This window comes from Serratia inhibens (genome assembly GCF_003591175.1).
Taxonomy (GTDB): Bacteria; Pseudomonadota; Gammaproteobacteria; order Enterobacterales; family Enterobacteriaceae; genus Serratia; species Serratia inhibens.
Genome location: NZ_QYYG01000009.1, coordinates 75,845 through 99,141, shown reverse-complemented (window position 1 = coordinate 99,141; position 23,297 = coordinate 75,845). Strand labels below are relative to the sequence as shown.

The 23,297-nt window shown below is 57.0% G+C and carries 19 protein-coding genes; 7 read left to right on the top strand and 12 right to left on the bottom strand.

The window, feature by feature from the left end:
• Nucleotides 1–2: 2 nt before the first annotated feature.
• From D4100_RS21635 to D4100_RS21600, 8 genes are all read right to left on the bottom strand, one after another.
• Nucleotides 3–1,283: a beta-ketoacyl-[acyl-carrier-protein] synthase family protein gene (locus tag D4100_RS21635; protein WP_119805227.1), complete on the bottom strand. Its 1,281-nt coding sequence runs from the start codon at nt 1,281–1,283 to the stop codon at nt 3–5.
• Nucleotides 1,276–2,670: an efflux transporter outer membrane subunit gene (locus tag D4100_RS21630; protein ID WP_119805226.1), complete on the bottom strand. Its 1,395-nt coding sequence runs from the start codon at nt 2,668–2,670 to the stop codon at nt 1,276–1,278. The genes D4100_RS21635 and D4100_RS21630 overlap by 8 nt, the downstream gene beginning before the upstream one ends.
• Nucleotides 2,667–4,622, bottom strand: a complete 1,956-nt coding sequence (locus tag D4100_RS21625; RefSeq protein WP_006318894.1) for an ABC transporter permease — start codon at nt 4,620–4,622, stop codon at nt 2,667–2,669. Before D4100_RS21625 ends, D4100_RS21630 begins: the two co-directional genes overlap by 4 nt.
• A complete protein-coding gene (locus D4100_RS21620) occupies nt 4,612–5,793 on the bottom strand; it encodes an efflux RND transporter periplasmic adaptor subunit (RefSeq protein WP_006318892.1) in 1,182 nt (393 codons plus the stop codon). The genes D4100_RS21625 and D4100_RS21620 overlap by 11 nt, the downstream gene beginning before the upstream one ends.
• A complete protein-coding gene (locus tag D4100_RS21615) occupies nt 5,777–7,903 on the bottom strand; it encodes a peptidase domain-containing ABC transporter (protein WP_119805225.1) in 2,127 nt (708 codons plus the stop codon). The genes D4100_RS21620 and D4100_RS21615 overlap by 17 nt, the downstream gene beginning before the upstream one ends.
• A gap of 19 nt (nt 7,904–7,922) precedes the next feature.
• The gene (locus D4100_RS21610; protein WP_119805224.1) at nt 7,923–8,873 is read right to left on the bottom strand and encodes a lysophospholipid acyltransferase family protein; all 951 of its coding nucleotides are present in this window, start codon (nt 8,871–8,873) and stop codon (nt 7,923–7,925) included.
• Nucleotides 8,873–9,361 carry a DsbA family protein gene (locus D4100_RS21605; RefSeq protein WP_237141079.1) on the bottom strand — a complete coding sequence of 163 codons (489 nt, stop codon included), beginning with the start codon at nt 9,359–9,361 and terminating at the stop codon, nt 8,873–8,875. Before D4100_RS21605 ends, D4100_RS21610 begins: the two co-directional genes overlap by 1 nt.
• Before the next feature lie 362 nt (nt 9,362–9,723).
• Nucleotides 9,724–9,927 carry a DUF4762 family protein gene (locus D4100_RS21600; protein ID WP_006318882.1) on the bottom strand — a complete coding sequence of 68 codons (204 nt, stop codon included), beginning with the start codon at nt 9,925–9,927 and terminating at the stop codon, nt 9,724–9,726.
• A gap of 426 nt (nt 9,928–10,353) precedes the next feature.
• Here D4100_RS21600 and D4100_RS21595 point away from each other — a divergent pair, with 426 nt between their 5' ends.
• On the top strand, nt 10,354–11,274 hold the full coding sequence (locus D4100_RS21595) for a LysR family transcriptional regulator (protein WP_006318881.1): 921 nt from the start codon (nt 10,354–10,356) through the stop codon (nt 11,272–11,274).
• A 323-nt stretch (nt 11,275–11,597) separates the two neighbouring features.
• Complete coding sequence (lldD, locus tag D4100_RS21590; RefSeq protein WP_006318879.1) at nt 11,598–12,737, top strand: FMN-dependent L-lactate dehydrogenase LldD; 1,140 nt, start codon at nt 11,598–11,600, stop codon at nt 12,735–12,737.
• Between the two features lie 69 nt (nt 12,738–12,806).
• Here lldD and D4100_RS21585 read toward each other — a convergent pair whose 3' ends face one another.
• Nucleotides 12,807–14,351 carry a BCCT family transporter gene (locus tag D4100_RS21585; RefSeq protein ID WP_119805223.1) on the bottom strand — a complete coding sequence of 515 codons (1,545 nt, stop codon included), beginning with the start codon at nt 14,349–14,351 and terminating at the stop codon, nt 12,807–12,809.
• A 158-nt stretch (nt 14,352–14,509) separates the two neighbouring features.
• On the opposite strand from D4100_RS21585, the gene betI reads away from it, so the two are divergent.
• Nucleotides 14,510–15,133: a transcriptional regulator BetI gene (gene betI / locus D4100_RS21580; protein ID WP_006318876.1), complete on the top strand. Its 624-nt coding sequence runs from the start codon at nt 14,510–14,512 to the stop codon at nt 15,131–15,133.
• Here the strand turns inward: betI and D4100_RS21575 are convergent.
• Nucleotides 15,091–16,035, bottom strand: coding sequence for a LysR family transcriptional regulator (locus D4100_RS21575; protein ID WP_006318875.1), 945 nt, complete (start codon nt 16,033–16,035; stop codon nt 15,091–15,093). The genes betI and D4100_RS21575 overlap by 43 nt on opposite strands.
• Nucleotides 16,036–16,184: 149 nt before the next feature.
• Here D4100_RS21575 and D4100_RS21570 point away from each other — a divergent pair, with 149 nt between their 5' ends.
• Nucleotides 16,185–16,574, top strand: a complete 390-nt coding sequence (locus D4100_RS21570; protein ID WP_006318869.1) for a tautomerase family protein — start codon at nt 16,185–16,187, stop codon at nt 16,572–16,574.
• Between the two features lie 50 nt (nt 16,575–16,624).
• Here D4100_RS21570 and D4100_RS21565 read toward each other — a convergent pair whose 3' ends face one another.
• Nucleotides 16,625–18,385: an ABCB family ABC transporter ATP-binding protein/permease gene (locus D4100_RS21565; RefSeq protein WP_006318868.1), complete on the bottom strand. Its 1,761-nt coding sequence runs from the start codon at nt 18,383–18,385 to the stop codon at nt 16,625–16,627.
• Between the two features lie 369 nt (nt 18,386–18,754).
• On the opposite strand from D4100_RS21565, the gene D4100_RS21560 reads away from it, so the two are divergent.
• From D4100_RS21560 to D4100_RS21550, 3 genes are read left to right on the top strand one after another with little or no spacing between them, the layout of a single operon-like run.
• The gene (locus D4100_RS21560) at nt 18,755–19,318 is read left to right on the top strand and encodes a sorbitol dehydrogenase family protein (RefSeq protein ID WP_043912418.1); all 564 of its coding nucleotides are present in this window, start codon (nt 18,755–18,757) and stop codon (nt 19,316–19,318) included.
• Between the two features lie 10 nt (nt 19,319–19,328).
• Complete coding sequence (locus D4100_RS21555) at nt 19,329–20,984, top strand: GMC family oxidoreductase (protein WP_006318866.1); 1,656 nt, start codon at nt 19,329–19,331, stop codon at nt 20,982–20,984.
• Nucleotides 20,981–22,369, top strand: a complete 1,389-nt coding sequence (locus tag D4100_RS21550) for a c-type cytochrome (RefSeq protein WP_119805222.1) — start codon at nt 20,981–20,983, stop codon at nt 22,367–22,369. The genes D4100_RS21555 and D4100_RS21550 overlap by 4 nt, the downstream gene beginning before the upstream one ends.
• A gap of 49 nt (nt 22,370–22,418) precedes the next feature.
• On the opposite strand, the gene actS is transcribed toward D4100_RS21550, so the two are convergent.
• Nucleotides 22,419–23,174 (bottom strand): amidase activator ActS, encoded by a 756-nt coding sequence (actS, locus tag D4100_RS21545; RefSeq protein WP_043912415.1) that lies wholly within the window; start codon nt 23,172–23,174, stop codon nt 22,419–22,421.
• Nucleotides 23,175–23,297 lie beyond the last annotated feature (123 nt).

The following is a 23,297-nucleotide window of genomic DNA, read 5'->3' as shown; positions in this document are numbered from 1 at the left end:
CATCACTCCTTGTCCTCAATATCGTGATCGTGCTTGCCGAATACCAGTACCGCATTCGCCCCGCCAAAACCGAAGCTGAGGTTCATGACATTCCTCAAACGCCCGTGGCGGTGTCCTTCACGGATATAGTCGAGATCGCAGGCCGGATCGGCCTCATTCAAATGGCAGGTAGCTGGCATTATCTGCTGCTGCAGTGCCAGCAGGCAGATAATGGACTCAAAGCTGCCGGAGGCGGCAATCAGATGGCCGGTATAAGATTTGGTGCTCGAAAGCGGGGTATGGTAGGCATCCTGCCCCAAAGCCAGTTTAATCGCTTCCGTTTCGTTCAGATCATTGAGCAGCGTTGAGGTGCCATGCGCGTTGATATAATCGACCTCGTGATTGCGCAGGCCCGCCTGATCCAGTGCCTGGCATATGCTTTTCACCCTCGCCTGTTTATCTTCCGCCGGTACGGTAAGATCGAAGGCATCCGAGCAATTACCGTAGCCTTTGATTTCTCCCAATATCGCCGCACCGCGCGCCAGAGCGGCATCACGCTCTTCCAGGCACAGCACCGCCGCCCCCTCCGCCAATACAAAGCCATTGCGATCACGGCTGAACGGACAGCTGGCTTTGGTGATGTCATGCTGTTCCTGGGCCAACACGCGCAACACATCGATATTCCAGAGGGTGCCATTACCGCTCAGCGATTCCGCTGCGCCGGCCAACATCACTGAGGCCCGGCCGCTGCGGATAACTTCAAACGCGTCTCCAATGGCGATACTGCCGGTAGCGCAGGCCGCTGCAGGTGAATTCTGGTATCCCCTCAAAAGCCAACGTTGGCTGCAAATCGCCGTCGCAATGTTGGGCATCGAGTGGAAAGCACCGAACAGTTGCCCCAATCCGGAACGCAAATAATCCGCATTATTAAGTAATATTTCATCCTGCCCACCCCATCCGCTGCCGATAATAACGCCGCAGTCCAGCGAAGGGTAAAAATGAGCCGGCCCAACCGAGGACGAGGAAAACGCCATTTCGACCGCCTCCGTCGCCGCAGCCAACGCCAACCGGGCAAATCGCGGCAACCGTCGGCGAGTGGACGGCGAGATCCCATCCAGAGGCGGTTCCTGGTCCATCAAGGCAAAAAAACGCGAGCGTATTCCCGCCGCCGATTTATCCTGATAGCGATACGCCAGACGATATTCCATGATGGCCTGCCAGTTTTGCTGCGCATTCATGCCCAGGGCAGTCACTGCACCATAACCGGTGACCACCACCCGTTTCGGGTATATTTCCTTATCCATGCTTCTCCCCTTTTTCTTTATCATCGCCGGATGCGACGCCGCCCAACGCCAGCCAAAGCTGCATGGTGGCGTTCAGATAACGGTACTGCAGCTCCGACAACGTATTTTCACCGGACAGCAGCGCGTCCTGAGCATCCAGCAGCGTCTGTAGTGACACGGCACCAGACCGATACTGATGCTGCGCTAAAAGCACCCCTTGCCGGCTCATCGCCAGCAGCTCTTGCTGATTGCCGATTTGCCGCTGTGCATCCAGACGCTGCTCCATGGCGTTATCCACATCCGCCAGGGCGCGATAGGCGGCATCACGAAACTGGATCTCCGCCTGCTGTGCCTGCAGCAACGCTTTTTCACTGGCCAGCCGCATCTTGCGCCACTCGATAAACGGCAGCGTCAACGTGCCGCCCACCGTCCCCGTCGGGTCGCTGAACCATTGCCTGAATACCTGACTACCGGCATCGAGAACGGCGGACAGACTCAGTGCCGGATAGAAACTCAACCTGGCCAGTTCCGCTCCCGCCAAGGCTGCCCGCAATCGACGCTCTGCCGCCTGCACGTCAGGCCGCTGCGCAATCACCGCCACCGGCTGACGTTGAACAATCGCCACGCTTTCGATTGCCAACGACTGGCGCTCCCAACGTCGCATCAACGGCGATTGGCCAAACAGCAGCGCCAGCGAATTGCGCGCCTCCTCCCGCTGCCGACGTAGATCGATCAGTTGATTTCCTCGCTCCAGTACCCTTTGCCCGGCCTGCAACAGCTCAAACTGCCCGATGTCACCCGCAGCATGGCGCGCCTTCACCAGCTGCAAGGTGCCTTGGGCGATCGTTAACGCAGCCTGTTGATTGCCGTTTTGCCGGTTTAGATTGGCGATCTGCCAATACAAACGGGCGCTGGTGCCAATCAGCACCAGCGCCGTGTTTTGCCGATCCAGCTCAGTGGCATTGGCCAACCATTCAGCCTGTTCGCGGGCCCGTGCCAGTTTGCCCCATAAATCCAGTTCATAACTCAGGGACAAGGTGCCCCGGTAACTCTCCTGCCGCACGGCGTTACGTAACGCCTTGCTGTTGCTGCCACTCAGACTCGCCGTAACGTCCGGTGTCAGGTTGCCGCTCGCCAGCCCGGCATCCAGCAGAGCCATGCGCAATTGCAGCCCGGCCAGCGCCAGATCCTGATTGCTTGCCAGCACGCTGCCGATCAGCGCCGACAGTTGGGGATCGTTAAAATTATCCCACCATGTCGCCTCTCCACGCACCGCGCCGGCACCCTCGTCGTCAACGCGCCATTGTTGCGGTAACGCAATCTGTTGTGGTGCTCCCATATCCGGCGATCGCTGGCCACAGCCGCCGATCAGCAGCATAACCAGTGCCAAAATTAACAATCTGTTCATTCGCGCGCCAGCGCCTCTACAGGCTGCAAGCGCGCTGCGGTACGCGCAGGGAAGAAGCCAAACCCAATGCCGATCAACGCGGAAAAACCGCAGGCGAGCAGCAATGGCGGCCAGGTGAATACCATCACCATCTGGGGTGCCAGCCAGGCGAGCGCCAGGCCGACCAATGCAGAACAGGCAATGCCCAGCGCGCCACCCAGGCTGCAAATCACTACGGCTTCGACCAGAAACTGGCGCTGGATGTCCTTTTCTCTGGCACCGACCGCCAGTCTGATGCCTATTTCATGGGTTCGTTCTGTCACCGATACCAGCATAATGTTCATCACGCCTACGCCCCCCACCAGCAGTGAAATGCCGGCAATAGCGGTAATCAACCAGGTCATGGAGTCAGAAGCACTCTGTATGGCCTTTGTCATCTGGTCGTCGGTAAGCGTGAAGAAATCCCGTCGGCCGTGTTCCAACATCAGACGCTGCGTCACGTCGCGCTGAGCATGGGTCAATGAAACCCCTTCACTCACCCGCAGCACGATCGACTCCAGCGGCGTATCGCCCGCAATACGCCCTTTCAGGGAGGTATAAGGCAGCCAGGCAAGCGGCTGGGCGCCGGCATAGTTGGTGCCCTTGCGCTCAGCCACGCCGATCACCCGATGGGGGATACCCGCTAGCTGAACGACCTCGCCTGTAGGATCTTGTCGGGAGGAAAACAGTGCCTGTCTGAGCTGCGTATCGATAACCGCCACCGGCTCGCGCTCGTCCAAATCCTGCTGAGTAAAGATACTGCCGGAAATCAGACGAATACCTTGCGTACGGAAATAACCGCTGCCCACGCCCATCACGGGAAGCTGCACCTGCTTCCCCTCCCGAACGGCCAACACCTGGGCGCTGGCAACCGGGGATACGCTGTCAACATAAGGCAATGCCGACAACAGCGTGACGTCCCGCAGGCTCAGTGAGCGCTCGAAATCCGGCCGGGGTTTATCCCATCCCAGGCCAGGCCGGATTTCCAGGGTACTGGTGCCAAGCTGGCTGATTTCATCAAGAATATTTCGCCTGGCCCCCTCACCGATGGCGATCGAGGAAACTACCGCAGCGATACCGATGATAATGCCCAGCATCGACAGTAGCGCCCGCACCCGATGCCCCAGCAAGGAACGCCACGCCATGCGGATCGCCCCGCTCAATGCCGGCCCCAAATGCGCCCTGCCAAGCGGTGCAGGCAGAATTTGTGGCGATTTACCGGCCAGGGCCGGCCACACGCCCTTTCGATGATCGTCGACGATCTCACCGTCGCCAATCTCAATGATCCGTTGCGCCTGTTCGGCAATCTGACGATCGTGCGTCACCATGACAATGGTATGGCCGGCGGCGTGCAACTCATGCAGGATACCCATCAATTCCTGGCCGCTGGCACTGTCCAAAGCGCCGGTGGGCTCATCCGCCAGAATGATCTCCGCGCCGTTCATCAGTGCGCGGGCAATGCTCACCCGCTGTTGCTGCCCGCCGGAAAGCTGGGCCGGACGATGATCGGTTCGCGCAGACAGCCCCAAACGGGCCAGCAGATGACGCGCCCGCCGCCGACGCTCAGCGGCCGGCATGGCGGTATACAGTGCCGGGATCGCCACGTTTTCGCCGGCCGTCAGATAGGGCACCAGATGGTAACGCTGGAAAATAAAGCCGACATGGCGGCTGCGTAACTGCGCCAACCGATCGCCGTCGGCCTGCTGAATCGCTACATCCTTGATACGCACCGAACCCTGAGTGGGCTTGTCCAGGCAGCCGATAATGTTCATCAGCGTCGATTTGCCGGAACCTGAGGCGCCGACGATCGCCACCATTTCACCGCGCTCGATGCGCAGCGAAACCTGATTCAATACCCTTATCCTTTGCTCGCCGGCAATAAAATCACGGGAAACATTCTCCAGAACAATGACTGCGGCCGCGTTAGTGCTCATGATTCTCCCCCGCATCTGCCTGCGGCGCCAACAGCACCCACTCCCCTTCGCTCAGGCCCTGCATAACTTCGGCGTAGCGGCGATCGTGAATACCGATGCGCACCCGGCGCGCCAGAACCTGTTTCCCCTGCCGTACCTGCACCAAATACCGATCGGTTCCCTGCGGTTCGCCAAGTGCCGCCATCGGCACACGCACGACGCCCGTTGCACGGTCGGTAATAATAAACACCTGCGCCGTCATGGCGGTGCGTAGCCGACGCTCAGCGTTGGCGATGGCAAAAACGCCGTTGTAATACACTGCCGACGCCTGTTGGTTCAGGTTTCTGCCCATAGGATCCGCCTCCAGCGCTTCGGCCGGCGCCTGTTGTATCATCCCCATGGCGCTGTCAAAGCGCCTTTTGGGATCGGCCGCAACGTAGAACCACAACGGCTGCCCGGTATGCACCTTAAGGATGTCGGTTTCAGATATCCGCGTATGCACCATCATGGTATCTACGTTAGCCAGTACCAAAATGGTCGGCGCACTCTGCGAGGACACGATGGTTTGCCCTTCCTGGGTAACGATGCCCAGCACTTCTCCGTCAATCGGCGCCAGGATGCGAGTGAAGGCCAGGTTGGCCCTGGCGGTTTCCAGCGCCATTTCCGCCTGGATGATTTGCGCCTCATTCACCTTGAGTTGAGCCAGTTGAGCATCCCGCTGCGCTCTGGCCTTTTCCAAATCGCTGGGCACCCCGGCGCGATCGCGCTGCAGCGCGGTCTGGCGTGTCAGTTCCAGCCGATACTGCGTCAGTTGCGCCTCGCTCGCCAGTTTCTGCGCCTGCGCGCTTTGCAGCTCAGCTTGTGATTTACGCAATTCGTTATGCTGCAAGGTCGGATCTATTTCAGCTAGCAGTTGCCCCTGAACAACGCGTTCGCCTTGTTTGACATACAGTTTTTTCAACTGCCCGTTAACCTGTGCGCCAACGTTGACCTGCTGAGCCGGTTTCAGAATGCCGGTGGCCAGTACGCTTTTCTCTATGTCGCCGCGATCGATGCGCACCGCAACCGGCGGCTCGACCACGGCCGGCCGGCTGAACAACGTCAAGCCTCCGGCAATCGGCACCAGAATGGCTAGCGCAAGAACCAGGCGCACAGCCGTTTTTTTCCGCGGCACCTTACTCAACCGCCGCATGGTGCTGCAACGCCGCCTCAGCAAAAGTAACGGTTTCCAACCGACCGTCCGCCATGTGTAAAACCCGATCAAACAAGGGGAGCAGCCGCCGATTATGGGTCACGGTGATCAGCGTCTTGCCATGCTCCCGACAATGCGCCAGCAGGGTAGCCACCACCAGGCCGGCAGTATCTTCATCCAGATTCGCCGTCGGTTCGTCCAGCATCAGTACCGGGTTATTGCTGTACATCGCCCGCGCCAGCAGCAGACGCTGCCGCTGCCCCAGCGACAGACCTGCATGGCTCTCGCGCACCAGCGCATTCACGCCTCCCGGCAGCTTCGCTACCGCCGCAGCCAAACCCAGCCCGCGCAGCACCTGCTCTACTCGCGCCAACTGGCCCGGCATCGACGGCGCAAACAACGTAACGTTCTGCAGCACCGAGGCGTTAAATAAAATATCCTCCTGGCTCTGCAGGAAAAACAGTCCCTGCGCCGCACTGCCCTCTACCGGCTGACCATCCAACTCCAGCCAACCCTGCTGAGGCGTCAGCAGGCAGGAGATGACTTTCAGCAAAGTGCTCTTGCCGGCACCGGAACCGCCGGTAATGGCGATACACTCCCCCCGCATCAACGCCAACGACATATCGCGCAGAACCGGCTGGCCGGCATCATAGGCGAAGGTCAGCGAGCTGTAGCGCAGCCGGGCGTTAAAATCCCGTACCTGGCAGGTACTGCGTCCTGCGCTGGCGGGGGGCGCGGGGAACAGATCGCGCGCACGCTCATCGATCACATGCAGTTGGTTTTTGTGCAGGACGGAAAAAAAGATCTTGCTGGTATAAGAAGTGAAAATCTCACGGATAAAGCTGTAGGCAAAAAACGCCCCCAGGCTAAGCGCACCGCTTTTCAGCAGCGGCAGTGCCAACAGCATGAAAAACACCATCTCCAGGCTGCCGATCAGTTGGTAAATACTGCCTTTCACCTGTTCATAGACCTTTTGCTGCTGCAGACAGGTAAACAGTGAAAGGGCGTGCGCGGCGAATCCTTCCTGCCGCTGGCCGGCAAGCCCGGCGGATTTGATGGTTGAAAACCCCTGAATGGTCTCCAGAATAAAGTCATTTTGTGCAGCGCCTTTCCCCTGTAACTGCTGGGTATAGTGACGATCGCGATAAATGGCCCAGACGCTGACCATACCCATCAGCAACATGCCGGCCACCGGCACCAGTGCCAACATCGGGCTCAGATAACACATCACCGCCAGCGCGATCGCGCCGATAATCCAGTCGGTGCGCAGGCTGTTATCCAACTCTATCTTTTGCCCGGCGGCCATTTGCCAACTTATAAAACGGCTGAAAATTTCACCTGGAGCGCGTTTATTAAAGAAATTCAATGAATTATCAAGTAAACGGGAGAAGCCGGCCGCACTGTGCAACAGCACGAAATTCTTGATGAAGCGCTCGATAACCATACGGGCCGCCAGCGCAAGAACGGTAGAAACCAGGAACGCCAACAGATAATAGAAATAGGGGAAATCCGTTTCTCCCGCGCTGGAAAATACCTGATTAATCGCGTTGCCCACCATCACCGGCATGATGAATAACGTCAGCGAGATAAAGAACGTCATTGCCGCCAGGCGATAAATGCCGGCAATAGCGGCGGTATCTTTCATGCTCAGACTGGAAAATGCGTGCCAACGCCCGCTGCGCTTGACGTTGGTAGCGGCAACCGGCGCGCCGTCGCGATCCAACACCAGCGCGTATCCGCTGATTTCCGCTTTCAAGGCATCGAACGGCAAAAGTTGCTGGCCCAGCGCCGGATTCATTACGCAAACATAGTCACCCTGCCGGTAAGCCAGCAGCACATAGTGACCGGCACCGTAATGCAGGATCGCCGGCAAAGGCAATGCCGCCAGATCCTGATGCTCAAACGCTACCGGATAGGTGGGCACGGCCAGCTCCGACAGAATTTCGCACAACGCCGCCAGCGAAGTACCGTGCTGAGAAGCCGGATAACGATCCCGCAGCTCCGTCAGTGGCGCGCTGATCCCTTGGGTTTCCGCCAACATAGCGATGCAAGCCAATCCGCACTCGTTGATTTCACTCTGAAAGACCGGCGTTGGAATAATATTTCCCATGTTTTTCTACATCCCTGACTTATTCATTAATAAAAAACAATGAATGTGAATGCCATAACAACCAGTCGTCCGCGTGGCGAACCATTGCGCGTTCAACTATCCCTGGCAAAACCTGACTGACATTTTCCGCAGCGACCGGTTCATCGATATGAATGTGGACCCCGTGGTCGTAATAAAGCGAATAAAACACCACCTGCGCCCGCAACGCACGCGACAGGCGGACAATGCCACTGTGCAACTGCGCAGGACGATTGAACAAACGGCACGCCTGTTTGGCCGACGGATCCTTATTGCTGTTCAGGGTGTAATCCGGTGTGATATCCGGGAACAGAATGATATTGCGCCCGTGATCCGCCGCCTCCAACATGGCCTGCGCCAGTTTGCCGGCGATCAACCGCCGATCGTCGTGAATCGAGCAATAGTCGAGATGCTGCTGCCATTGATGCGCCGGCGCCTGCCGCACATACTCTTGCGCATCCCCCGACACAATTACCGTGGCCCGCCCCGGATAGACGCCTGCGCCGACCAGCGTGGCAAGCACGTCGGAAACTGTATGCATAGGCGCCAACAGCACCGGTTCGCCGGCCCGATGCAGTGGCTCCACCACCCGATTGAGCTGTGCGGAGCACCGAGCGAGCTGGCTCAACAGTTGGGCGTTATGCGCATAAACCGCGGCCAGATCCAGTAACCGTCGTCGTTGCATCAACCAGGTAAAATCCTGTGGGTTGCAGCTTCCCAGTAAGCTGTAGCGATTCGCTGCGGCCACTGCACTCCGGTTGCGCAAACCGCGCGGCAATAGCCAACGGCAGTGCAGCCGACGCCGAACGCCTAACCAGAGGCGGTAGTCGGTATGTCGCAGCATGAAGCACGACAGTCTGTCGCCCAGCCCGGTAATGGCCAGGGTAAAGCGGGCCATGCCGTCGAGAGCGTTTTTCCACGCCAGATACACCCGGACCGAAAGCAGACGCATCAGGGCTCCAGGGGCTTGTCGTCCTGCAACAGGGACAGCAGTTGCTTGTTAAAAGCCGGGAACTCACGATCCTGCACCGCCAGCCACTTCCTGTTGACGATAAAGCTGGGGGTAGCGTTAACCCGGTAATAGCGACTGACCGAGGTCAGGTACGCCAACAGCGCCTTTACCTGTTCTGAATCATGGGCTTTATCATATTCGGCCTGATCGATGCCATTGGCCTTAAGCCAGAGGTTGAGGTGGTTTTTATCCGCCAGATTATTGTTTTCTTCGATGATTGCCCGATAGGCGGCGGAACGGTGCTGTGCCTCAATCCCCATGACCGTCAGAGTGGCAAACAAAGGGGCAAATGCCGCCAGACCGGCTTGTTCCTCATTATTGATATGCAGCTGTATCAGCCTGGCGCCGGCGGGCAGCATTTTTCCCAACCCGGCAATATTCGCCTCATTCATCTCGCAATAATGGCAACCATAAGAAAATACTTCCACAATGACATTGTCGTCCTTAAGCGGACTACCTGCTAACTTTTCAGGCGCGATAAAGCTCAGGCTTTTCTCTTCGGATACAGGAATGACGTAATGATAAAAATATACCGAGGTACAAAAACAAGCCGCAACGATAATAAAAAGGGTATAGCTGATAAATAATAATGGGCGTTTATACATGAGCGCATCCTGCGAACGGACCAACATTCTCACCTTTCAGGCGAACACGATTACCGGGGAGTTAATGTCGGGAGGAACGACAAGGGCGTAGGGACCGGTGAAGTTCCATTGGATTCAAGGCGGGGTGGCGACAAGCACCACCCCGCTTGATAACAGTTAACCTAAAAGAGATCGTTTAGCCCGTATCAGTTAGGCGTTACTGCTAACGCACTGCAGCTGCCGACAGGGGCTGAACGATAGGTTCTTTTCACATTACCGAATTTATCTGCGCAGACCGTTACCAGATTACAGGTTTTGCTGCTGCCAGAACCCACCCACTCGAAATTATTAGAGCAGGCAAAAGTGCCACCGATAATTTTTCCAGCTTCAGACAGATTGATCTTTTTCATTACAATATCCTTATATACATTAAAATTAAAATCGCAACACGCGCTCTGCATTAAAAACAGAGCAACTCTAAAAGCGGAAGTTATGACAGTAAACATTAATAACAATGATAATTCCTGAAAATAATAGCCATCTAGAAAAAATAGATCAATACAATTATTTACATTAAGCCATGGCGTTAGTTAATCCATTCAGTCCAGAAAGTAAGATTATTCCATTAAATCGCCCATTAAAATTAAGAATTAAAATATAACCCAATGAATGCTCGCCTTATGCAAAAGGAAATATCTCAGATATGTCGTTTTAAAAGTCAGAAACAATCAGATCTGACCAGTGTCCACCTTGGCGTCAACGGATGAAAAGATTGCTTCCTGGCCAACTGGATTTACACTGATGGGCTTAACCGGCTTTTGCAATACGGGACGCTGATGCTAGCCACACATGAATACGCCAATGACCTGCTGCTCTTTGCCCTGATTGTTGACTGCGGCTCATTCAGCAAAGCCGCCGAAACCGCCGGTGTGACCAGCTCAGTAGTCAGCAAACGCATCGGGCGTTTGGAAAAGTCCCTCGGTGCGCGCTTGCTGTACCGCACCACCCGAAGTCTGACACTCACGGAAAGCGGCCAGGCGCTCTACCTGCAGGCCAAGGACATCAGCGCCAAAGTGCAGGATGCGCTATACGCCGTCAGCGAAAAAAGCGAAGAGATCACCGGCACCATCCGCATGTCGGTGCCGACCATTTCGGGTGAACTGTTGCTGAGCGAGAGCGTGGCGGAGTTCTGTGCGCGGCATCCAGGCCTGAAGGTGGAAATGCGGCTGGAAAACCGCTTTGTCGATTTGGTCGAGGAAGGTGTGGATCTGGCAATCCGTACCGGCACTCTGCCGAACTCCAGCCTGATAGCCCGGCCGATCCTCGACTCTCACTGGGTGATCGTCTGCTCTCCAGGTTATCTTGAGCGACATTCGGAGCCAGATAGCGCCGCAGCGTTACTCAATCATAATTGCCTGACCTATACCTACCAGGAAAGCGGCACCGATAACTGGTTAATGAAACAGCCGGATAGCGGCGAGATCTATGAACTGCAGGTCAAGGGCAACCTGTCCGCCAATAACGCCCGTGCGATCCGCAAAGCGGTCATCGGCGGCCATGGCATTGCCATGGTGCCGCGCTGCATGGTGTACGAAGATTTGCAGGAGGGTAAGCTGACGGAAATTCTGGCCGGCCACTGCGGCAAGATATTGGGGGTTTACGCCGTCTACCCTTATACCCGCAATTTACCCTTGAAAACCCGACTGCTGATCGAACATATCATCAGCTCCTACCAAAATATCAGTCATTATTTTTGAACCCGGTCACATTATTTTGACAGGCCACGACAGCGATTAAGCCATATTCGGAAATAATCCATGGCCTGTTTTCACCTAATGGGTTTTCTCATCTTCCCTATCGACGATAAAAATCATAATCAATTGATTTAAAAATAAAATCTCTTATAGCAAGCAAGTATTAAACAACTATGTCGATAAAAACCATTAAAAAGCAGCGTGGTATAGCGTCGCCTATTATGCCTAGAATGCCTCACTCTGGTTATTCACCTTTTCGCTACATTTATAATCGGTATCGGCACCCATTGCGCCCGATCTCCGGCGACCATTATAGAGAGCAAAAAATGATTATTTCCGCTTCAACCGATTATCGGGCCGCAGCACAGGCCAAACTTCCGCCTTTTCTGTTCCACTATATTGACGGCGGGGCCTACGCGGAACATACGTTACGGCGCAATACCGCGGATCTGGCCGACATCGCCCTGCGCCAGCGCGTGTTGCGCAATATGTCGGATCTTAGTCTGGAAACCAGCCTGTTCGGCGAAAAGCTGACGATGCCGGTAATACTGGGGCCCGTCGGGTTAACCGGCATGTATGCCCGGCGCGGTGAGGTACAGGCCGCACGCGCAGCGGCGCAGAAGGGCATTCCTTTTACCCTTTCCACCGTCTCGGTTTGCCCGATCGAAGAAGTGGCGCCGGCGATCGATCGGCCGATGTGGTTCCAGCTATATGTGTTGAAAGACCGGGGTTTTATGCGCAACGCGCTGGAGCGCGCCAAAGCGGCCGGCGTGAAAACGCTGGTGTTCACCGTCGACATGCCGGTGCCGGGCGCGCGCTACCGTGACGCCCATTCCGGCATGAGCGGCCCTAACGCCGCCTTGCGCCGTATGCTGCAGGCATTTACTCATCCACAATGGGCCTGGGACGTCGGCCTGCGCGGCAAGCCACACGATCTGGGCAACGTATCGGCCTATCGTGGCCAGCCCACCAGCCTGGAGGATTATATCGGCTGGCTGGGGACGAACTTCGATCCCTCCATCTCCTGGAAGGATTTGGAATGGATCCGCGAATTCTGGGAAGGGCCGATGATCATCAAAGGCATTCTCGATCCAGAGGACGCCAAAGATGCGGTGCGTTTCGGCGCCGACGGCATTATCGTTTCCAACCACGGCGGCCGCCAGTTGGACGGCGTGCTGTCGACCGCCCGCGCCCTGCCGGCGATCGCCGATGCGGTGAAAGGAGAGATTACTCTGCTGGCCGACTCAGGGATCCGCAGCGGCCTGGACGTAGTGCGCATGATCGCGCTCGGTGCCGACAGCGTGCTGCTGGGCCGTGCCTTCGTCTATGCGCTGGCCGCCGCCGGCGGTGCCGGCGTCAGTAATCTTCTGGAGCTGATCGACAAGGAAATGCGCGTCGCCATGACGCTCACCGGCGCGAAAACCATTGCGGAGATCGGCGCCGGATCGCTGGTGGCCGGGCGCTGAATCACGGCGGTGCCTCCCTCAGGAGGGATCGGCACTAAAGCTCATCTTGTGGATGAAAGCTACGTATTATCAAGACGTCACCGGTTTCATGGCGTAGCGATGCAAATCCTTGTGCAGGCTGACCATATACAGCACGATCACCGCAGAGAACGGCAGGCCGCACAGCACTACGGCGGTCTGCATCGCGCTGAAACTGCCGGCATACAACAGACCGATGCATACCACTGTGGTCACCGCGGCCCAGAAAATACGCAGCCAGGCCGGTGCGTCATCCTGCGCCGAACCGCCCTGACAGGACAGGTTGGCGATCATCAACGTGCCGGAATCGACCGGCGTCAGGAACAACACAAAGCTGATCACTACGGTGAAACCGGCGGTGAGTTGGGTATAGGGCAGGTATTCGAACAGCTTGAACACCGCCATCGGCGGATCGCTCACCGCCACCTGGCCGAGGATCGCCTGCCCGCCCTCCAATACCAGACTGATGGCGGTGTTGCCGAAGATCGACAGCCACGCCAGGGTGAAGCCCAGCGGGATCAGCAGCACGCCGAAGATCAGTTCACGAATGGTGCGCCCTTTCGAGATGCGCGCGATAAACAGACCGACGAATGGTGCCCAAGCCACCCACCAGGCCCAATAGAACAACGTCCAGGCGCCCTGCCACTGGCGTGCCTTGCCGTACAGGTACATGTCGAAGCTTCTGCTGACTATCGAAGTCAGATAGTCCCCGACGTTCTGCAACAGGCCGTTGACCAGGTTTAGCGTCGGGCCGGCCAGAAACACGAACAGCAGCAGCAGGCACAAAAAGCCGACGTTGATATTGGACAGTATCGCTATGCCCTTCTCGACGCCGGTCACCGCCGCCAGCGTGGCCACCACCATCATCACCACGATCAAAACCAACAGCACGACGTTGCTTTGCGGGATATCGAACAGGTAAAACAACCCGGAGTTAACCAGCAAGGCGCCGATCCCCAGATTGGTCACCATCGAGATCACCGTGACCAAAATGCCGAAGCTGTCCACCAGATGCCCGATGCCGCCGTGAATGCGTTCGCCGAAGATCGGGTACAACGCCGAGCGCAATGCCAGCGGCTGGCCGCGACAGTAGGCAAAATACGCCAACGCGGTGGCGATCAGCGCATACAGCGCCCAGCCGTGCAGCCCCCAATGCAGGAAGGTAAGCGCCATCGCCTGACGCGCGGCCTGCACGCTGCCGCCGCTGCCTTCCGGCGGTGACAGGAAGTGATCCAACGGCTCGTAGGCGCCGTAATAAACCAGCGCAATGCCGATGCCCGACGAGAACAGCATCGCCACCCAGGAGGGATAACTGAACTGTGGCGGCTCTTCGTCCGGCCCAAGGCGGATATGGCCGAAGCGCGACAGCGCCAGCCAAAAAACAAACGCCATACAGGCAACCATCAATAACATGTAGTACCAGCCGAACACGTCGGCTACCCAGCTTTGGGCCTGGTTAAGCCACTGCTTGCTGCCGGCCGGAAACAGCACGATTAAAACGCCCAGCAGCAGGATCACCGCAGCCGAGCTGAAAAATACCGGTGCATTTAATCTAATCGGTTGTTCACCGTGCGATGGGAGACTTTTCACTGTCATTGGCAGGGTTCCATGATGCAAAAGACAGACGATTTAAATGCAACCCTTGGTTAACATTGCATCGCCATTTATTTGACATTTTTGCAGCATATAGAGTATTGATTGACCGTTCAATCAATCAAATTAAAACTGTGATTTACCTATCAGTCGGGGAAAAAATGGACCGCAAAGACATTCCGGAGCAACGTAAGGAGCAGCTGATTAACGCGGCCTTCGAGGCGATTAACGTCGTCGGCCTTGCCGGTATCACTCTGTCGCAGGTGGCAAAAGAAGCCGGGCTGTCGACCGGTATCGTCAGCCACTACTTTGGCGATAAAGAAGGGTTGCTGAGCGCCACCATGCGCAAGATCTTGCGCGATCTGCGCGACGCGGTCGCCGAATGCCGCAGCCAGGCGGCCGACGACAGCCAATCTCAGCTATTTGCCATTATTCAGGGCAACTTTCATCCCAGCCAGACCAATGCGATCTCGATGCGTGCCTGGCTCGATTTCTGGGCGGCCAGTATGCACCAGCCGGCGCTGCGCCGCTTGCAGCGAGCCAACGATCGCCGGCTCTATTCCAATATCTGCAGCCAGTTCCGCCGTGAATTACCGCAACAGCAGGCCCGCGATGCCGCACGCGGTCTGGCCGCAATGATCGATGGGTTGTGGCTGCGCGGCAGCCTGTCCGGCGGTGAGGCGGATCTCAGGCAGGACTGCCGTATCGCCTGTGACTATGTGCTGCGCATCCTGAGTGCCGGTCAACCGGCGGCAAACCCTTCGGCAAAAGCGCCGCGCAAATAGCTGCTGAACTCCGTTACCGCACGCGACACCTGCGGCGCATAGGGCCGCACTACGTGAAGGCTGTCGGCAAAAGCGCCAACCGGGCGCCAGGCCGGCAGCACCTCAATCAGCCGCCCGTCCGCCAGCGCCTGCTGCGCGCTGAAATCCGGCAACAGGGCAATGCCCAGCCCTTCCGCCGCCGCATCGCGTATCGATTCACTGTTGTTGGTGGCAAAGGGGCCGCTGACCGGCACGCGGATCTTGTCCGCCTTCCCCTCCGGCGAGTGCCTGGCGACAAAGCTCCAACCCGGCGCTTCACTCCCACGGGGATAGTAAAGGCACCTATGCCGTTGCAGATCGGCGGGGGATGCCGGCATGCCGTGCCGTTTAACATAGTCTGCCGACGCCACCGCCAAGGTTTCGGTCGGGCACAGCCGCCAGGCGACATGGGTATCCGGCAGGTTATCGCTATGGCGGATCGCCAGATCGAACCCCTCGGTGGTTAAGGATACCAACCGGTCCGACACCTCGAGCTGTACCCGCACCTCCGGGTTGGCGCGCAGAAAGCCGGTGATCCGTGGCACCAACTGCTGGCGGGCAAACGCCACCGGCGCCGTCACCCGCACCGAACCGCGCAACGGCCCGGTGGAATCGCAGATACCGGAGAAACTCTGTTTAATCTGCGCGAAAGGCTGACGCAATTCCTCCACCAACCTCAGCCCGGCATCGGTCAGCCGGACACTGCGGGTTGTACGTTGCACCAGCGGTACCCCGGCCAGCATTTCGATCTCTTTTATTTTCTGGCTCATGGCCGCTTTACTCACGTCCAGCCGCTCCGCCGCACGGGTAAAACTGCCCTGTTCGGCCAGCACGGTGAGCCAGTGCAAATGGGTCCACAGGGTTTCAATTTTTGGGTTTTTCATCGTCAACTGTTCATTTATATAAACAATGAGTTCAAGTATAGCGCTTCTTCCCACGCCGTGGCTTGTCTAAGATGGTGTCTCAAAAGCGATAAAAAAACGCTGCCCTGTACACCTGAAAACTCCATTAACCCACTGACAGGATTATGCAAATGCCATTACTTATCTTCGAAGTTATCGAGGGCCGCAGCGAAACCGAACTGAAAACCCTGCTCGATGCCGCTCACCGTGCCGTGCTCAGTGCTTTTGAAGTGCCGCAACGCGATCGCTACCAGATTGTTCATGAAAACAAGGCTCATCATATGGTGATCGAAGACACCGGCCTTAACCTGACGCGCACCCGAGATCTGGTGGTGGTGCGGGTGATCACCAGCCCACGCGCCGAAGAACAGAAACAACGGTTTTACGCCGATCTCAGCCGCGAGCTGAAAGAAAGCTGTGGCATTGAAAGCAGTGATCTGATGGTGTCTATCACCACCAACAGCAAAGGTGACTGGAGTTTTGGCAACGGCGTGGCGCAGTATCTGACCGGTGAATTGTAAGGCTCGCGGCTAACGTCCAGTTCGCTGGTAACGGACGTTAGCCGGCAAGATTATGACTCCTCGCTGTACTGGTTTTGCCACATCGCAGCGTAACGGCCATTGCTTTGCAGCAGTTCCTCATGGTGCCCACGCTCGACGATTTCCCCCGCCTCCAGCACGATGATTTCGTCGGCATCCACCACCGTCGACAGACGATGGGCAATCACCAGAGTCGTATGATCACGGCTCACTTCACGCAGATGCGCCTGGATCTCGCGTTCGGTTTGGGTATCCAATGCGCTGGTGGCTTCGTCGAACACCAGGATCGCCGGGTTTTTCAGGATGGTACGGGCAATTGCCACCCGCTGCTTCTCGCCCCCGGACAGCTTGAGGCCACGCTCGCCAACCCGGGTTTCGTAGCCGTCAGGCAGGCCGACGATAAACTCGTGGATATGCGCCAGCTTCGCCGCCCGTTCGATCTCTTCATTGCTGGATCCGGTTTTGCCGTAGCCGATGTTGTAGCGCAGGGTATCGTTAAACAGCACCGTATCCTGCGGCACAATGCCGATCGCCTGCCGCAGGCTAGCCTGGGTCAGTTGGCGAATGTCCTGGCCGTCAATAGACACCGAGCCGCCATTCACCTCGTAGAAACGGAACAGCAGGCGGGACAGCGTGGATTTGCCGGCACCGGAAGCGCCGACCACCGCCACGGTGTTACCGGCCGGAATGGTGAAGCTGACGTTTTTCAAAATCGGCCGACGCGCATCATAGCCAAAGCTGACCGAGTCAAAACGCACTTCGCCCTGGGTCAGTGCCAAGACTGCCGCATCAGGGCTATCTACAATATCCTGCTTTTCCTGCAGCAAATCGAACAGGTTCTCCATGTCGATCAGCGCTTGTCTGACTTCGGCATAAATAAAACCGAAGAAATTCAGCGGTTGATACAGCTGAAGCAGATAAGCATTCACCAGCACAAAGTCACCGACCGTCATCCGCCCCTGCACAATGCCCTGCGCCGCCATCGCCATCATCACTATCAACCCGATGGAGATAATGGCGGTTTGCCCGAGGTTGATGGCGGTAAAACTGAACTGGTTTTTAATGGCGGCATATTCGTACAGCCGGCGCGACATATTGAAACGCTCGGCCTCGAACTCTTCATTGCCGAAGTACTTTACGGTTTCATAGTTCAGCAGGCTGTCGATGGACTTGCTGTTGGCATCGGCATTGGCCTTGTTGAGCTCACGCCGGAAACGGGTACGCCAACTGACCGCGATCACGGTAAACAGAATATAACTGCCGACGGTGGCCAGGATCGCCAGCGCAAACCAACCGTTCAGCATATGCCACATGATCACCGCGACCAGGGTGAGCTCGAACAAGATAGGCACAATCGAAAACAGCAGCCGCGACAACACGGTAGCCACCGCCTGAGTGCCGCGCTCAATCGACAGCGACAACCCGCCAGTCTGACGTTCCAGGTGAAAGCGCAGGCTCAGCGCGTGCAATTGCCTGAACACCCGCAACCCCAGCAGGCGGGTGGCATTCTGGCTGAGATGAATGAACATCACGTTGCGCAGTTCTTCAAACAGCGTGGCACCGACCCGCGCAACGCCGTAGGCGACGATCAGCCCCAGCGGAATGGCCAGCATTTTCGCAGTATCCGCGCTCAGTGCATCGACCATCGCCTTATACGCTAGCGGCACCAGCGAAGTACTCACCTTGGCGACCACCATGAAAATACAGGCGATAACCAGATACCACCGCAGTTTGGGGTTGTTTTTCGGCCAGAGGTAAGGCAGCAGGAAGGTTAATAAACGGGAGCGATCCATAAGGTAATATTTATCTTCTTAGTCAAAGTAGCGGTGTCGGCGAGTGATCTATTTTGGCACGTATGACGGCGAACCCCTTATGAAATCCGCTATCGCCGCCTTTTTTGATCTCTGGAGCAAGCATCCCTGGCTCAGCGGCTATGCCGCTTTCCTTCGCCCAATTTATTCTTAAAGTGCGATCCTTCAGGCTCGCCGTTAAAATTTGTTGTTGAGAAGTTACCAGCAAGTTAATATCCGAAAAAATTATTAAACAATGAATTATTGGCTATCAATCAATAATCAAAAGTATCTTTATTTCATCATCTTGTATTCAGTATCTGTCCTATCTTCGCCTACTCAGGCTTTAACACCAGTTGCGAGAAATTCACCATGAGCACTGCATTACCCAGCGAAAATTTGCGTTCGGATAACAATGGAACCGGTTTCAGAAGAAGAGATGTGTTGTTCGGCATGGCTTCCGTCCTTGTCGCCACCTCCCTGCTTGGCTATCCATTTCTGACCCAGGCTGAGCAGCGAACCGCAGCAGCCAACCCGCTTGTCTTTGCACGTTTCTTCACTCTGTCCCGAACTATTACCGAACATCAGGACATCGACCAGGGCATGTCGGCGCGAATATTCACCGCCTTGAGCGACAGCATCCCCAATTTCTCTGCTCAAATTGAGCAGCTAAGCGCCTTGCTGCAGCCGGGGCAAAGTGCCAAACAGCTGCAAACGCTGGCAATCCAGGCCGGCCTGCAGGATCTGCTCACCGCCATTATCAGCGCCTGGTATACCGGTACCGTCGGGCATGGCCAGCAGGCTGTGCTGATCGCCTACAAGGATGCGCTGATGTACCGCCCCGCCAGCGATGCGCTGATCGTACCGACCTATTGCGGCAACGGCCCGCTGTGGTGGACCGCCGCTCCGCCGATGACCATGACTCCCGTTCGCTGAGATTATCCTGATGAAAAAACCTGAATTTACCGCCAATGGCGACGCATCGGCCGATATCGTGATCGTCGGCTCCGGCATTGTCGGCGGCATCATGGCCGACCAACTGGTCAGCCTCGGCTATTCCGTCCTGGTGTTGGAGGCCGGCCTGCGCATCGATCGCGCCCAAGCGGTGGAAAACTGGCGTAACATGCCGTTCGATAACCGGGCGGGCTCAGATTTCCAGGGGCTGTATCCACAATCTGAATACGCCACCGCACCGCTCTACTTCCCGGAAAACAACTACGTAGCCCTTAGTGGCCCCAGCGCCGGCAGCTTCAAACAAGGCTATCTGCGCACCGTCGGCGGTACTACCTGGCACTGGGCAGCGTCTTGCTGGCGCCATTTGCCGAGCGATTTCCAGATGAAAACCCTGTACGGCGTCGGCCGCGACTGGCCAATTTCGTATAACGATCTCGAACCCTACTACTGCCGTGCAGAAGAGGAAATCGGTGTCGCAGGCCCCAACGATCCGGCGCAGCAATCGCCGGTGGAGCGTAGCAAACCTTATCCGATGGACATGGTGCCCTGGGCCTACGGCGACACCCGCTTCGCCGAAGTGGTCAACCCGCACGGCTACCGATCGGTGCCAATCCCGCAGGGACGCAGCATCCGCCCGTGGAAAGGCCGCCCGACCTGTTGCGGCAACAACAACTGTCAGCCGATTTGCCCAATTGGTGCCATGTATAACGGCATCCATCATGTCGAACGCGCGGAAATGAAAGGCGCAGTGGTGCTGGCGGAGTCGGTGGTCTACAAAATTGATACCGACGACCAGAATCGCGTTACCGCCGTGCACTGGTTGGATAATCAAAAACGCTCTCATAAAGCCAGCGCCAAAGCCTTCGCGCTGGCCTGCAACGGTATCGAAACGCCGCGCTTGCTGCTGCTTGCCGCCAATAAGCAGAACCCCAACGGCATCGCCAACTCTTCCGATCAGGTTGGCCGCAATATGATGGATCACTCCGGCTTTCACTGCACCTTCCTGGCTAAGGAGCCACTGTGGCTCGGCCGCGGCCCGGCGCAGAGCAGTTGCCTGGTGGGACCGCGCGACGGCGAGTTCCGTAAGGACTATTCTGCCAACAAGATGATACTTAATAATATCAATCAGATAGTTCCCGCAACGCAAAAGGCGCTGGCGCAGGGCCTGGTAGGTAAAGTGCTGGATGAAGAGATCCGCCGGCGCGCGGCCTATGGCGTTGATTTGTCGATTAGCCTGGAACCGTTACCAGATCCGAACAACCGCCTGACGCTGAGCGCCAACCGCAAGGACGCTCACGGCCTGCCGTGTCCGGATATTCATTACGATGTAGGCGATTACGTGCGCAAGGGCGCCGAGGCCGCACATAAACAGCTGGAGCATATTGGACGCCTGTTCGATGCCGATGAGTTCAAAATCACCACCAGCCTGAACGCCAATAATCACATCATGGGTGGCACCATTATGGGCAGCGATCCGCATGATTCGGTGGTGGATGGCAACTGTCGAACCCACGACCATACCAACCTCTGGCTGCCCGGTGGCGGCGCCATTCCTTCCGCCAGCGTAGTCAACAGCACGCTAACCATGGCAGCGTTGGGCATCAAGGCCGCCGACGACATCGCCCAATCGCTGACGGTAAAATCATGAAGAAACAACTTGGATTGGCCCTGTTGCTGGGGCTGAGCGGCACCGCCCTGGCGACCGACGATAGCGCTGCGTTACTTAAACAGGGTGAGCAGCTTGCCGTAGCTTCGGACTGCCAGGCCTGCCACACCCAACCTGGCGGCGGCAAGCCCTTTGCCGGCGGCTACGGCATCAACTCGCCGATGGGCGTAATTTACTCCACCAATATCACCCCTTCGGCGCATGACGGCATAGGTGGCTACACGGAACAACAGTTCGCTCGTGCACTGCGCGATGGGGTGCGCGCCGATGGCAGCTATCTCTACCCGGCAATGCCCTATACCTCCTACAGCAAATTGAGTGATGCGGACATCCACGCGCTCTATGCCTACTTTATGCAGGGAGTGAAGCCGGTAGAGCAGAAGAATACGCCGACCGCACTGCCCTTCCCGTTCAATATGCGCTTCAGTATGGCCGGCTGGAACTTGCTGTTTCTGGATAAGGATCGCTTTCAGCCCAATGCCGAGAAAAGCGAACAGTGGAACCGTGGTGCCTATCTGGTTAACGGCCCTGGGCATTGCGATACCTGCCATACACCACGCAACCTGCTGATGGCGGAAAGCGCCGATAAACCGCTGGCGGGGGGCATGGTGGGAAGTTGGTATGCACCGAACATTACGTCGGACGCCGTCAGCGGCATCGGCGGCTGGAGCAATGAAGAACTGGTGCAATACCTCAAAACCGGGCGGGTCGCCGGGAAAAATCAGGCCGCTGGCGGCATGGCAGAGGCGGTGGAAAACAGCCTGCAATACCTGCCTGAACAGGATCTGATGGCCATTGCCGTCTACCTGAAAAGTACCGTGCCGATCCGCGATGCTCAGGATAAACAGGCAGCGGACAGCTTTGGTCAACCGCTGAACGTCGAACCGACGCTCCGCGGTCTGCACCCGTCCAATGCCAATAATACCGTCAGCGATGGTGCAGCCTTATTCAGCGGCAACTGCGCCAGTTGCCACCAACCGGACGGCAGCGGCAGCAAAAACCAGGCCTATCCTTCGCTGTTCAACAATACCGCCACCGGTTCCGGCAACCCGGCCAACCTGATCTCCGCCATTTTGTTCGGCGTGCAGCGCAAAGCAGGCAACGAGGACGTGCTGATGCCGAACTTTGGCCCGCAATCCTACGTCAATCCATTAACCGATCGGCAAATCGCCGCCATCAGCAATTATGTGCTGAAAAACTACGGCAACCCGGAGGTGACGGTAAGCGAAGAGGACGTGGCGATGCTGCGCACCGGCGGCCCGGTACCGCTGCTGGCGAAGCTGCAACCTTATATGGCTCCGGCCATCGGAGTTGCGGTGGTGGTGCTGTTGGCGTTGATCTGGCTATGTGGAAGGAAACGGAAATAGCCCATGATAACGGCCCGTTCCCTGACGGAACGGGCCGTTATCTCCAGGCTTAACAAGATGGCGAAGCGCCTTGCGGCGGCAGATAACGCTGCGGATCGAGCGCGGTGGCGCGATAGCGGATCTGGAAATGCAGGAACACGGAGTCGGTGCCGGTACTGCCCATGGTACCAATCTTTTGCCCTGCCTTTACATCCTGGCCGTTGCGGACCAGCGTGGTGTCGTTATGCGCATAGGCGGTGATGAAGTCTTCGCCGTGCTTAATCATGATCAGGTTGCCGTAGCCGCGCAGCTGATTACCGACGTACACCACCTTGCCCTTGGCAGAAGCGAAGATCGGCTGGCCGCGAGTGCCGGCGATATCTATACCTTTGTTGCCGCCGTCTGCGGTGGAATATTTCTGCGCTATCTTGCCGCTGGCCGGCCAGCGCCAGCAGCGTGAAGCCCCCGGCGGCGGCGCCGATTTAGCCAACACCGCGCCGGAAGAGGTATTTTTGCGCCGGTTTGACGCCGTTTTGGTCGGAGCGCTGCCGCTCAGCCGCAGCTTTTGCCCGACTTCCAGCCCGTAGGGCGGGCGTATCTTGTTGATTCGGGCCAGTTCGCTGACTTCGCTGTCAGTGATCCAGGCGATGTAATACAGCGTATCGCCACGTTTGACGGTATAGGATTTTCCGCTGTAACTGCCCTTTGGCAGTTTATCGTAATCGCGGTTATAGCTATTTTTGCCCGAACAACCGGCCAACAGCAGGCTCAATGCCAGACACACTGCGGCGCGGCGCCACCACGCAAGTTTGCTTCCTGTGCTCAAATCCTGTCCTCAATCATATTTCCGGGGCGCTGATACGCGTCAGGCGTCAATAGTAACATTTGCACCGGGGCAGTCAAAAAGCGCCAAAAGGACTATGCTAAACAAGTAGGGATTACTGAGTAC